The sequence below is a fragment of the Micromonospora sp. RP3T genome (genome assembly GCF_003027925.1).
In the GTDB taxonomy this organism is placed as follows: Bacteria; Actinomycetota; Actinomycetes; order Mycobacteriales; family Micromonosporaceae; genus Micromonospora.
Genome location: NZ_PYPS01000005.1, coordinates 35438 through 47452 on the forward strand (window position 1 = coordinate 35438; position 12015 = coordinate 47452).

Consider the following 12015-nt stretch of genomic DNA (forward strand, 5'->3'; position numbering starts at 1 on the left):
GCTGAGCCGTCACAGTCCGCGATGAGCAGGCACGATCCGCCCGAGGGCGTGCGAGTATGTGCGACGTGACCCCCGCCAGCCTGCCTCCCATTCTGCTCGTCCTCGGGGACGAGGAGCTGCTCGCCACGCGCGCGGTCTCCGACGCGGTCGCCCGGGCCCGCGCGGTGGACCCCGACGTGGACGTGCGGGAATACCAGGCCGGCTCGCTGGCGGTCGGTGAGATCGACGAGATGCTGAGCCCGTCCCTGTTCGGCGGTCGCCGGGTGCTGGTGCTCCGCTCCGGCCAGGACACCCGCAAGGACCTGTCCGCCGCGCTGCTGGCGTACGCGAAGAATCCCGACCCGGACGTGCAGCTCGTGGTGATGCACGTGGGCGGCGCCAAGGGTAAGGCGTTCGCCGACGGCCTGCGGTCGGCGGGCGCCACGGTGGTGCCGGCGGGCAAGCTCAAGGGGCACCGTGAGCGGGTCGCCTTCGTCCGGGACGAGATCCGCCGCCATGGCGGGAAGTGTGCCGAGGACGCGGCCGAGGCGCTGATCGCGGCCGTCGGCAACGACCTGCGTGAGCTGGCCGCCGCCTGCTCACAGCTCGTCGCCGACACCGACGGTCGGATCGACGCCGAGACGGTCGCCCGCTACTACCGGGGCCGGGTCGAGGTGACCGGCTTCACAGTGGCCGACGCGACGATGGTCGGTGACGTTCCCGGCGCCCTGGAGGCGCTGCGCTGGGCGCTGCACGTCGGGGTCGATCCGGTGCCCATCGCGGACGCGCTCGCTGACGGCGTGCGGACCGTGGCCCGGGTCGCCTCGGCCGGGCGGGGCAGCGCCTATCAGCTCGCCAGCAGCCTGGGCATGCCGGCGTGGAAGATCGAGCGGGCCCAACGCCAGGGCCGGGGCTGGACGCCGGAGGGCCTGGTCACGGCGATGCGGGCCGCCGCCGAGTGCAACGCGGCCGTCAAGGGCGGCGCCGACGACCGGGCGTACGCGTTGGAGCGGGCCGTCTTCTCGGTTGCCGCGGCCCGGCAGGGCGGCGCCCGGTGACCCGAGCGTGGTCGACCGTGCCGACGGACGAGGACCGTTACCGGCCCCTCTACGCCCGGGTGCTCGGCCTGCGCTTCGTCAACCCGGGCGGGGTGCTCTGCTTCCTCTTCTTCGAGGGCGCGGTGGCGCTGGCCGTGCTGCTCTCGCTCGCCGAGTTGGTGAGCTGGTGGGCGGTGCTGGTGCTGCCGACCGCCGTGGCGGTCATGGTCAAGCTCAACGACGTGGTGGCCGAGATCGTGATCCGCACCGCGGCCCAGGTGCCCGACCAGGAGCGGGACCGCTTCCGCCGGCAGATGGAGCCGGTCGTCGGGCGGGCCCGGGTGCCGGCCACGGTCCGGGCGGTGCCCGGTGGCCTGAGCCTGACCGGCGACCGGAGTGCGACCCGCTCGGCGGCGCCCTACCACCGGGCGGGGCGTTCGGCGCCGCCGCTCGACCGGCCCGAGGAGCGGGGCCGGCGGACCGTCTCCGAGATCACCTGGCCTGATCCGTTCCGCTGACCGCCGCCGCCCAGCCGGACCTCGTGCGTGCGCCTGACCTCGCTCCCGGCGGAGAGACGCGGACAGCCGGAAACCCCGGGGCGGTGGCCCCGGGGTTTCCGGTCAGGGTCTACGGTCTCGTCAGGCCGAGAACGAGGCGACGCGCTTGGCGATCGCCGACTTCCGGTTCGCCGCCTGGTTGGCGTGAATGACACCCTTGCTGGCGGCCTTGTCCAGCTTCCGGGTGGCCTCCTGCATGAGCACGGCGGCCTTCTCGGTGTCGCCCGCCTCGGCAGCCTCGTGGAACTTGCGGATGGCGGTCTTCAGCGACGACTTGACCGACTTGTTGCGCAGCCGGCGCTTCTCGTTCTGCCGGTTGCGCTTGATCTGGGACTTGATGTTCGCCACGCGACAGCCTCGTCTTGATAGCTCGGGTTGGTCAGCTTGCGTACGCGACGAGCATGCGTCATCGCCGCGCGAATGGTCAGGCTACCAGGTCATTCCCGGACGAGCCAAAACGCCTCCCGAACGCACCGGTCAGCAGCGGTGAGAAGGGGCCCCTTCTCTACCGGAAGCGTTAAGCGGGGGCCCCTCCTTACCCCCGGGCCCAGCCGCGGCGGGCGGTGAGCCAGGCGAGGGCCTGCTCACCGCTCCACCGCTGGTGGGAGCGTAGGTGCGGGGAGGCGGTGGACGGGCCGGCGGCGGCGCCGGTGAGGAAGTAGCCGGCGAGTGCGGCGAGGCTCACGTCCAGCGCGTCCGCGGGCGCCCCGGCGGTCGCCGGGTGGCGGGCGAAGGCGGTGTCCGCGTCGAGGCCGCTGGCGTACCCGGTGAGCAGCAGGCCGGCCAGGTCGAACCAGGCGGGTCCGTGACAGAGCCAGGTCCAGTCGCAGAGCCAGGCGCGACCGTCGGCGTCGATCAGGAGGTTGTCCACCCGCAGGTCACCGTGGGCCAGCCCGGGGGCGGCGTCGGCATACCCGGGGAGGCGGGACTCCAGCGCGACCAGCTCCGCCAGCGCGACGCCCGCCGCCGCCGCGGGCAGCGGTTCACGGCCGGCGGCCACCTCGCCCCACCACAGGATGTCGTCCCGGGCCAGGTCGGCCAGGCGTGGCAGCCCGAGCGCGACGAGGTCCCCGGGCGGTTCGGCGAGCGCGGCGGCCACCTCGGCGTACGTGGTGAGGGCCGCCGCCAGCTCGGTCGGGTCCCAGGGCAGCCGGGGGGTGTGCCCGTCGATCGCGTCGAGCGCGAGCGCGTACCAGCCGGACCCGGTCAACGCCCAGCGCGGCCGGGGCACCGGCAGGCCGGCGGGGAGCCGGGCCAGGATCGCGGCCTCGTGGGCGTACCAGTCGACCAGGTGTCGCTGCCCGGCCAGCGCCGCCGCCTTGACGAACACCCGATCGCCGGTCGGGCCGGTCAGTACGGCGGCGAAGCCGCGCGTGAAGCCGCCGCCGGCCACCCGGACCTCGGCCGGTGGGCCGCCGAGTCGGGCCGTCAGCGCGTCGCGCAGCCCGTCCGGCAGGTCGGCCCAGCCGGGTCGGTCGGCCGTCTCCCCGTACGGAACGGGCGGTAGCGAGATCGCACGCACCGCTCCATGCTGCCGCACCGCCACCACCGCCGGGTGTGGGCGGCGCGTCGGTGGGCTCTGCCAGACTGCCGACCATGAGGACCGAGGACTTCTGGCAGTTGATCGACCAGGCCCGGGCCGGGGCCGGGGGAGAGGCCGACGCGGTCGCCGTGCGGGCGGTCGCGCTGCTCGCCGAGCGCGATCCGGAGGAGATCGTCGGGTACGCCCACCACCAGCGGCGGGTGCTCGCCGCCTCCTACCGGGTCGACCTGTGGGGCGCGGCGTACCTGATCAACGGCGGCGCCTCGGACGACGGCTTCGAATACTTCCGGGGCTGGCTGATGACGCAGGGCCGGATCGTCTTCGCGCGGGCGGTGACCGAGCCGGATTCGCTTGCCGAACTGCCCCGGGTCCGCTCCGCCGCGCTCAGCGGCGAGGAGTTCGAGTGCGAGCGGATGCTGTCGGTGCCCTGGGAGGCGTACCGGCAGGCCACCGCGTCGGAGTTGCCGGCCGACCGGGATCCGGTGAAGGTGCCGGACCTGAACGACTTCTGGGACTTCGACGACGAGGAGGAGGCCCGCCGCCGGCTGCCCCGGCTCGCCGCGCTCTTCGTCGAGCCGCCGGCGGAGTGACGCCCCGCGCGGCGGCGGGTGGCCGGGCAGTGCCGGGGGAGCCCGGGCGCGCGCCGGACGACGTGGGAGCATAGAGGGGGCCGGCGGCGCGCCGGCCCGCTCACGTCAGCCGACCAGAACGGACCGCTGTGCCACCGAAGCTCGATCCCGGCGCGAACGCTCCTGGTGCCACCGACCCGGCGCGCATCCGGAACTTCTGCATCATCGCCCACATCGACCACGGGAAGTCGACCCTGGCCGACCGGATGCTGCAGCTCACCGGCGTGGTCGACCCCCGGCAGATGCGCGCGCAGTACCTGGACCGGATGGACATCGAGCGCGAGCGCGGCATCACCATCAAGAGCCAGGCCGTCCGGATGCCGTGGACGATCCGGGAGGGGGACCGGACCGGCGAGACCGCCGTGCTCAACATGATCGACACCCCGGGCCACGTCGACTTCACCTACGAGGTGTCCCGCTCGCTGGCCGCCTGCGAGGGCGCGGTCCTGCTTGTCGACGCCGCGCAGGGTATCGAGGCGCAGACCCTCGCGAATCTCTACCTGGCGCTCGAGAACGACCTGCGCATCATCCCGGTGCTCAACAAGATCGACCTGCCGGCCGCCCAGCCGGAGAAGTACGCCGAGGAGTTGGCGCACCTGATCGGCGGTGACCCGGCGGACTGCATCCGGGTCTCCGGCAAGACCGGTGAGGGCGTGCCGTACCTGCTCGACGAGATCGTCAGGCAGTTCGTGCCGCCGGTCGGCGAGGCCGACGACCCGGCCCGCGCGATGATCTTCGACTCGGTGTACGACGTCTACCGCGGCGTGGTCACGTACGTCCGGGTGATCGACGGCCGCATCTCGGCCCGGGACCGGATCAAGATGATGTCCACCGGCGCGGTGCACGAGCTGCTGGAGATCGGCGTCATCTCGCCGGAGATGGTGAAGGCCGACGCGCTCGGCGTCGGCGAGGTGGGATACCTCATCACCGGCGTGAAGGACGTCCGCCAGTCGCGGGTGGGTGACACGGTCACCATCAACGGCAACCCGGCCAAGGAGGCGCTCGGCGGCTACAAGGACCCGAAGCCGATGGTCTACTCGGGCCTCTACCCGATCGACGGCTCGGACTACCCGAACCTGCGTGAGGCGCTGGACAAGCTCAAGCTCAACGACGCGGCGCTGGTCTACGAGCCGGAGACGTCCGGCGCGCTGGGGTTCGGCTTCCGCTGCGGCTTCCTCGGCCTGCTGCACCTGGAGATCATCCGGGAGCGGCTGGAGCGGGAGTTCAACCTCGACCTGATCTCCACCGCGCCGAACGTGGTCTACCGGGCCATCACGGAGGACGCCCAGGAGATCGTGGTGACCAACCCGAGCGAGTACCCGACCGGCAAGATCGCCGAGGTGTACGAGCCGACCGTGCGGGCCACCGTGCTGACGCCGAACGACTACGTCGGCGCGGTGATGGAGCTGTGCCAGGGTCGCCGGGGCAACCTGCTCGGCATGGACTACCTCTCCGCCGACCGGGTGGAGCTGCGCTACACGCTGCCGCTGGCCGAGATCATCTACGACTTCTTCGACCAGCTCAAGAGCCGCACCAAGGGGTACGCCTCGCTCGACTACGAGACCTCCGGCGAGCAGGCGTCCGACCTGGTGAAGGTGGACATCCTGCTGCACGGTGAGCCGGTGGACGCGTTCAGCGCCATCGTGCACAAGGACAAGGCGTACAACTACGGCACCACGATCGCGGCGAAGCTGCGGTCGCTGATCCCCCGTCAGCAGTTCGAGGTGCCGATCCAGGCGGCCATCGGCAGCCGGGTGATCGCCCGGGAGACGATCCGCGCGATCCGCAAGGACGTGCTCGCCAAGTGCTACGGCGGTGACATCAGCCGGAAGCGCAAGCTGCTGGAGAAGCAGAAGGAGGGCAAGAAGCGGATGAAGATGGTGGGCCGGGTCGAGGTTCCCCAGGAGGCCTTCATCGCGGCGCTCTCGTCCGACTCCGGCGACGGCAAGCCCGCCGGCAAGAAGTAGCCTCAGGCGCTCCCGAACCGGCCGGCACCCTCCGTCGAGGGTGCCGGCCGGCTCGCGTACTCAGGAAATTTTCAGCTTCCGGAACCGCTCCCACCTGCGGTTTTGGCTAGGCGGTCGGGCGACCTCCGGCGTGTCGCGGATTCGGTCGGTTTCGGTTTTTGGTCGGTCGGGAACTTACCGGTCACGACAGTAACCGCACAGAACGTGCGAAACCGCTTATAGGAGGACCGACCGTGGAGTTCACCGTCTGGGGCATCATCACCGCGCTGGTCGTCGGCCTGATCGTCGGCGCGCTGGGCCGGCTGGTCGTGCCGGGCCGGCAGAACATGCCGATGTGGCTGCACATGCTGATCGGTGTGGGCGCCGCGCTGCTGGGCACGATCGTCGCCCGGGCGTCCGGCTTCGCCGAGACCGCTGGCATCGACTGGCGCGAGCTGCTGCTGCAGGTGCTCTTCGCCGCCATCGCCGTGGCCCTGGTGGCCGGGGTCGGTCGTCGGCGGGGCGTCACCCACCACTGACCGCGTACCAACGCGCCGCGACGGGCGCCCGGCCTACCGGCCGGGCGCCCGTCGCCGTTTCGCATTGAAGCCGGTCGGTTCATCGACGGTAGGTACGAGGGCGGCCCGGGCTGAACTTTGGGCGGGAAACCACAGCTCAGAGCAGGGATGAACAATTCATCACCGGAGTCGGTTTGGATTTTTCGTCGGTCGGGAACTTAGCGGTCACGACAGAAACCACACGACATCGTGTGACTCGATCTGAAGGAGGAGGGCGACCATGGAGCTCACCGTTTGGGGCATCATCACGGCGCTGGTCGTTGGTCTGATCGTCGGCGCGCTGGGCCGCCTGGTCGTGCCGGGCCGGCAGAACATGCCGATGTGGCTGCACATGCTGATCGGCGTCGGCGCCGCGCTGCTGGGCACGATCGTCGCCCGGGCCTCCGGCTTCGCCGAGACCGCCGGCATCGACTGGCGCGAGCTGCTGCTGCAGGTGCTCTTCGCCGCCATCGGCGTCGCCCTGGTGGCCGGTGTCGGCCGTCGGCGTGGCGTCTCGCGCTACTGACCCCCACCACGACGCTCGACGGGCGCCCGGCCGCTGGCCGGGCGCCCGTCCGCGTACTCCCGCTCTGACCTGCCCGGACGGCACCCCTGCCGGCCGGGCGTTCGGCTGCGATACGGTCGCCTCGGCCGCCCGCCGGGCCCACCCCCTGTTGTAAAGGAAATTTTCCTACTAAGGTGCGGCGGAGAAGGTTAGTGCCAAACGGCCCTGAGGGAGATATGGCGTGAACAGGTGGAAGCGGCTGGCTCCGGTCACCGCCATCGTGGCGTCGGCCGCGCTGGTGCTGACCGGTTGCGGTGGCTCCGGCGACGATGACAAGGCCGCCGACAACAGCAAGCTGACGGTCTGGATGATGGGCGAGGGCGGCGACGCCCAGACCGCGTTCCTCGACACGGTCGAGGCGGAGTTCAAGAAGAAGCACCCCGAGACCGACGTCGTGGTGCAGTACATTCCCTGGCTCGAGGCGCCGAAGAAGTTCCAGGCCGCGCTCGCCGGCGGCGAGGGCCCGGACGTCACCGAGCTGGGCAACACCGAGACCCAGGGCTGGGCCGCGCAGGAGGCCCTGGCCGACGTCACGGACAAGTTCAACAACTGGTCCGAGGGCAAGGACATCCTGCCCGACCTGGTGAAGAACGCCCAGCTCGACGGCAAGCAGTACGGCGTGCCGTGGTACGCCGGCGTGCGTGCCGTCTACTACCGCACCGACTGGTTCGCCGAGGCGGGTGTGAAGCCGCCGACGAACTGGGACGAGATGGTCGCCGCCGCCAAGGCCGTCCAGGCCAAGAAGCCCGGCACCTACGGCATCGCCCTGCCCGGCAACTCCGAACTGCCGTTCTACTCCTTCCTCTGGGGTGCCGGCGGCGAGATCGCCACCAAGGACGGCGACAGCTGGAAGTCCGGCTACAACACGCCCGAGGCGCAGAAGGCGGTCAAGTTCTGGACCGACCTGGTGACCGTGCACAAGGTCGCCCCGCCGGCCGCCGCCGGCTGGAACGAGGTCGACGCGCGGACCCAGTTCGCCACCGGCAAGGCCGCCATGGCGTTCGCCGGTAGCTGGCAGGGCGGCGCGATGAAGAAGGACAACCCCGACATCGAGAAGGTCTGGGGCACGTTCCCGATCCCCGGCCCGGACGGCAAGGCCGCCCCGGCGTTCGCCGGTGGTTCCGACATCGCGGTCTGGAAGGACAGCGAGCGTCAGGCGCTGGCCTGGGACTACATGACCGTGCTGCTGAGCAAGCAGAAGGACCAGGAGTTCGCCAGCAGCCTCGGCTTCTTCCCGGTCTACCAGGACCTGGTCAGCGGCGGGAACTACGCCAACGACAAGGTGATGGCCGCGTTCGCCACCGCCATCCAGAACACCAAGCTGACCCCGCTCACCCCGAAGTGGGTCGAGGTCAGCCGCACCAAGACGGTGACCCAGGCGATGAACAGCTCGGTCATCAAGGGTCAGAAGACGGTCGAGAAGGCAACCGCCGACGCGGCCACCGAGATGGAAAGCATTCTCAACGCCAAGTGACAACGCTGACCAAGGTCACCGGCGAGGCCGCCGCGCGGGAGCACCCCGCGCGGCGGCGCCGCCGAAAGGTGGACCGCCTCCCGTACCTGTTGCTCCTGCCCTGCCTGGCGATCATCGCCGTGCTGTTGCTCTGGCCGCTCGGCCAGGTCGTGATGATGTCCTTCTACAAGCTGGACAGCGTCCGGCAGCTCCGGGGGGACCGCGAGTGGCCCTGGGTCGGCCTGGCCAACTACGCGCAGATCCTCGGCGACCCGTTCTTCCGGACCGTGCTGCGCAACACCGTGCTCTTCGCGTTCGCCAACGTGGCGCTCACCATGGTGCTCGGCACGCTGGTCGGGCTGCTGCTCAACCGGCTCGGCAAGAAGATGGCCACGTTCGTGGCGAGCTGCGTGATGCTCGCCTGGGCCACCCCGGCGCTGACCGGCACCATCGTCTGGAAGTGGATCTTCGACGACACGAGCGGCCTGGTCACCTGGCTGTTCAACAAGCTGCCCGACGGCCTCTCCACGACGCTGTTCGGGCGTAGCGACTGGACCGGTTACGGCTGGTTCAACGACCCGCTGCTGTTCTTCGCCATCCTGACGCTGGTGGTGGTCTGGCACTCGTTCCCGTTCATCGCGGTGAGCGTGCTGGCCGGGCTCAAGAGCGTGCCCACCGAGTTGCAGGAGGCGGCCCGCGTCGACGGCGCCGGGCCGTGGCGCGTCTTCTGGGCGGTCACGTTCCCGATGCTCCGGCCGGTCTTCGGCATCCTGGTGGTGCTCTCCACGATCTGGGACTTCAAGGTCTTCACCCAGCAGTTCGTGCTGGCCGGCGGTACCCAGGACCGGTCGACGTTCATGCTGTCGATCTACTCGTACGCGGAGGCGTTCTCGCCGCCACCCAAGTACGGGCTCGGCTCGGCGATCGCCGTCATCCTCACCGTGATCCTGCTCGCGGTGACCGCCCTGTACGTCCGCATGGTGCTCAAGCAGGAGGACGAGTCGTGAAGAAGATCGCGCTCAACGGCGCCGGCCTGCTGGTCGCGCTCTTCGCCGCGTTCCCCGTCTACTGGATGATCGCGACGTCGCTGAAGCCCAACCGGGAGATCTTCTCGGCCACGCCGCGCCCGGTGCCGGCGGAGCCCACCCTGGAGCACTACCGGGAGATCCTCACCGGCAACCTGATCCCCGGCGTGACGTTCCTCGACTTCTTCCTCAACAGCGTGCTGGTCGCGGTGGCCACCGTGCTGCTGAGCGGGCTGGTCGCGCTGCTCGCCGCGACCGCGGTGGCCCGGTTCCGGTTCACACTGCGCACCAGCTTCCTGATCCTGCTCCTGGTGGTGCAGATGATCCCGCTGGAGGCGCTGGTCATCCCGCTGTTCCTGATGATCCAGCGGCTCGGCCTCTACAACACGCTGCCCAGCCTGATCCTCACCTACCTCGGCTTCTCGCTGCCGTTCGCGGTCTGGATGCTGCGCGGCTTCGTCGCGGCGGTGCCGAAGGAGTTGGAGGAGGCCGCCGCGATCGACGGGGCCAGCCGGGCGCAGACGTTCCGCAAGGTGCTGTTCCCGCTGGTCGCGCCCGGCCTGGTGGCGACCAGCATCTTCTCCTTCATCACCGCCTGGAACGAGCTGATATTCGCGTTGACGTTCATCAACGACCAGCAGCGGTACACGCTGCCGGTGGCGATGACGTTCTTCTTCGGCCGGGACGACACCGCGTGGGGCTCGGTGATGGCCGCGTCCACGCTGTTCACGCTGCCGGTGATCATCTTCTTCCTGCTGGTCCAGCGCCGGATGGTCTCCGGGCTGGTCGCCGGCGCGGTGAAGGGCTGATCCCCGGCCGACCTCGATGACGGGCCGTCGGCGGGACGCCGGCGGCCCGTCGCCGGTTCAGGTGTCGGTTCAGGCACCGGTTCAGGGACCGGCTCAGGCACCGGCTCAGGTGTCGGCGAAGACCTCGGCCAGCACCTGCGTCGCCGGGTCGCCCTTCACCCGGCCCCAGGTGCCCTGCTCGGCGGTCCACTCCAGGCTGCCGAAGCGGACCCGCTTCACGCCGTTGTCGTCGGCGTGCGAGACCAGCCAGTGCGCGTAACGCCAGCCGTCCCGGTCGTCACCGGCCGGCACGGTCAGCCCGGTCAGCGTCGTCGCCGCGGTCAGGCGGGGCAGGCCCCAGTCCAGCGTCAGACCCTCCAGCACCGCGCTGGCGGCGGCCGGGCCCCGCAGCGTCGGAGTCGAACCGACCGTGCAGGCCACCGCGCCGGTCGCCTGGCCGAGCAGCGCGCGGGTGAGGACCTCCGACTCGTCCGCCCACTTCTGGTACGCCTCGGGGTAGGCCGACCGCTGCACCCGCTGGGCGGCCTCGGTGACCCGCATCCGTTCCCAGCCCTTGACCTTCTTCAGCGCGGCGTAGAACTTCCGGGCCGCGTAGCGCGGGTCCTGGATCTCCTCCGGCGTACCCCAACCCTGGCTCGGGCGCTGCTGGAACAGGCCGAGCGAATCCCGGTCGCCGTGCGCGATGTTGCGCAGGTGCGACTCCTGGTAGGCGGTCGCCAGCGCCACCACCACCGCGCGCTCGGGCATCCGGCGCTGGACGCCGATGGCGGCGATGGTGGCCGCGTTGGCCATCTGGTCGGCGCCCAGCACCACCTCGCCGTCGGCCTGTACGGTGCAGGTCCGGCTGGCCAGCGGCAGCCGCAGGTGGTGACCGAACTGCTTGGTCACGAACCAGATCGCGAGCAGGGCCAGCACGCACACCACCACACCAGATGCCACGATCGCCGGTCGCGTCCGCACCCGCACCCCCTGTCCTGACAGTCCGCCCAGCGTACGTCGCCCGTCCCACTTCCCGGCTCGGCCGACCGGCCTGCTCGCCGCCGCGTCACCGCCCCGTGACGGGTTGCCGTTAAGCGGGGGCCCCGCCTATACCGGAGGCGTTAACCGGGGGCCCCGCCTTCTAGTCTCCGGCGGGCACCCACGCCGCCGGACGCTTCTCGCGGAACGCGAGCACCCCCTCCCGTCCCTCGTCGGAGAGGAAGTACCCGGTGGAGAGCGTCGCCAACGCGGCGATCTCCGCCCGCAGGTCGGCGGCGGCCGGCCGGCGCAGCAGCTCCTTCGCCCCGGCGAGGGCCTTCGGCGCGCCCTTCACCAGCGCCGCGCGGTAGCGCTCCACGGCGGCGTCCAGCCCGTCCGCCGGCACCGCGGCGGTGACCAGGCCGATCTCGGCGGCCCGCCGGCCGTCGAACGTCTCTCCGGTCAGGTACATCTCGGCGGCGGCCCGCGGGCTCAGCCGGGGCAGCACGGTCGCCGAGATCACCGCCGGGATCACGCCGATCCGCACCTCGGTGAACGCGAACGTCGCCTCCTCGGCGCAGACCACCAGGTCAGCGGCGGCGATCAGGCCCAGCCCGCCGGCCCGCGCCGGCCCGGCCACCTTCGCCAGCACCGGCTTCGGGCACTCCCGCACGGCGACCAGCACGTCGCCGAGCATGCCGGCCGGCACGGTCCCGCTGGCGTACGCGGCGGCGGTCTCCTTCAGGTCGGCGCCGGAGCAGAAGACCGGGCCGGTGTGGTCCAGCACGATCGCCCGGACCGTGTCGTCGGCGACCGCCGCGGCCAGCCCGGCCAGCAGCTCGGTCATCAGCGGCGTGGAGAGCGCGTTGCGGTTGTGCGGGCTGTCCAGGGTGAGGGTGGTCACCCCACGGGCCGTGGCGACCCGCACGAGAGCGTCCGGAGAGGTCATGCCGGGCAC

The 12015-nt window shown here is 71.1% G+C and carries 13 protein-coding genes; 9 read left to right on the forward strand and 4 right to left on the reverse strand.

Translation table 11 applies throughout. The annotated features are described in order from the left end of the window. Positions 1-56: 56 nt before the first annotated feature. Positions 57-1037: a DNA polymerase III subunit delta gene (gene holA, locus C8054_RS05850; RefSeq protein ID WP_107155694.1), complete on the forward strand. Its 981-nt coding sequence runs from the start codon at positions 57-59 to the stop codon at positions 1035-1037. Further along, a complete protein-coding gene (locus tag C8054_RS05855; protein WP_233219508.1) occupies positions 1034-1534 on the forward strand; it encodes a hypothetical protein in 501 nt (166 codons plus the stop codon). The genes holA and C8054_RS05855 overlap by 4 nt, the downstream gene beginning before the upstream one ends. Before the next feature lie 120 nt (positions 1535-1654). Here C8054_RS05855 and rpsT read toward each other — a convergent pair whose 3' ends face one another. Next, positions 1655-1921, reverse strand: a complete 267-nt coding sequence (gene rpsT / locus C8054_RS05860; RefSeq protein WP_089158054.1) for a 30S ribosomal protein S20 — start codon at positions 1919-1921, stop codon at positions 1655-1657. A gap of 187 nt (positions 1922-2108) precedes the next feature. Further along, on the reverse strand, positions 2109-3095 hold the full coding sequence (locus C8054_RS05865) for a phosphotransferase family protein (protein WP_233219509.1): 987 nt from the start codon (positions 3093-3095) through the stop codon (positions 2109-2111). A gap of 74 nt (positions 3096-3169) precedes the next feature. On the opposite strand from C8054_RS05865, the gene C8054_RS05870 reads away from it, so the two are divergent. The 7 genes from C8054_RS05870 to C8054_RS05900 all read left to right on the forward strand — a co-directional run bounded on the left by C8054_RS05870 (position 3170) and on the right by C8054_RS05900 (position 10100). Continuing rightward, positions 3170-3706: a DUF4240 domain-containing protein gene (locus C8054_RS05870; RefSeq protein ID WP_107155695.1), complete on the forward strand. Its 537-nt coding sequence runs from the start codon at positions 3170-3172 to the stop codon at positions 3704-3706. A gap of 128 nt (positions 3707-3834) precedes the next feature. Next, the gene (lepA, locus tag C8054_RS05875; RefSeq protein WP_107155696.1) at positions 3835-5712 is read left to right on the forward strand and encodes a translation elongation factor 4; all 1878 of its coding nucleotides are present in this window, start codon (positions 3835-3837) and stop codon (positions 5710-5712) included. A 233-nt stretch (positions 5713-5945) separates the two neighbouring features. Then, positions 5946-6230 (forward strand): GlsB/YeaQ/YmgE family stress response membrane protein, encoded by a 285-nt coding sequence (locus C8054_RS05880; protein ID WP_107155697.1) that lies wholly within the window; start codon positions 5946-5948, stop codon positions 6228-6230. A 259-nt stretch (positions 6231-6489) separates the two neighbouring features. Continuing rightward, positions 6490-6774, forward strand: a complete 285-nt coding sequence (locus C8054_RS05885; RefSeq protein ID WP_107155698.1) for a GlsB/YeaQ/YmgE family stress response membrane protein — start codon at positions 6490-6492, stop codon at positions 6772-6774. A 220-nt stretch (positions 6775-6994) separates the two neighbouring features. After that, positions 6995-8287 carry a sugar ABC transporter substrate-binding protein gene (locus C8054_RS05890; RefSeq protein WP_107155699.1) on the forward strand — a complete coding sequence of 431 codons (1293 nt, stop codon included), beginning with the start codon at positions 6995-6997 and terminating at the stop codon, positions 8285-8287. Then, on the forward strand, positions 8284-9273 hold the full coding sequence (locus C8054_RS05895) for a carbohydrate ABC transporter permease (RefSeq protein ID WP_107155700.1): 990 nt from the start codon (positions 8284-8286) through the stop codon (positions 9271-9273). The genes C8054_RS05890 and C8054_RS05895 overlap by 4 nt, the downstream gene beginning before the upstream one ends. Next, positions 9270-10100, forward strand: coding sequence for a carbohydrate ABC transporter permease (locus C8054_RS05900; RefSeq protein ID WP_107155701.1), 831 nt, complete (start codon positions 9270-9272; stop codon positions 10098-10100). Before C8054_RS05895 ends, C8054_RS05900 begins: the two co-directional genes overlap by 4 nt. 105 nt (positions 10101-10205) lie before the next feature. Here the strand turns inward: C8054_RS05900 and C8054_RS05905 are convergent, their stop codons facing one another. Both C8054_RS05905 and C8054_RS05910 read right to left on the reverse strand, forming a co-directional pair. Then, positions 10206-11066: a hypothetical protein gene (locus tag C8054_RS05905; RefSeq protein ID WP_199199560.1), complete on the reverse strand. Its 861-nt coding sequence runs from the start codon at positions 11064-11066 to the stop codon at positions 10206-10208. 154 nt (positions 11067-11220) lie between these two features. Continuing rightward, positions 11221-12006: an enoyl-CoA hydratase-related protein gene (locus tag C8054_RS05910; RefSeq protein ID WP_107155884.1), complete on the reverse strand. Its 786-nt coding sequence runs from the start codon at positions 12004-12006 to the stop codon at positions 11221-11223. Between the last annotated feature and the right edge of the window lie 9 nt (positions 12007-12015).

Bases quoted from the DNA above. Each gene is read 5' to 3' on its own strand.
- holA (WP_107155694.1), top strand. From the start codon at position 57: ATGTGCGACGTGACCCCCGCCAGCCTGCCTCCCATTCTGCTCGTCCTC.
- C8054_RS05870 (WP_107155695.1), top strand. From the start codon at position 3,170: ATGAGGACCGAGGACTTCTGGCAGTTGATCGACCAGGCCCGGGCCGGG.
- C8054_RS05885 (WP_107155698.1), top strand. From the start codon at position 6,490: ATGGAGCTCACCGTTTGGGGCATCATCACGGCGCTGGTCGTTGGTCTG.
- C8054_RS05910 (WP_107155884.1), bottom strand. From the start codon at position 12,006: ATGACCTCTCCGGACGCTCTCGTGCGGGTCGCCACGGCCCGTGGGGTG.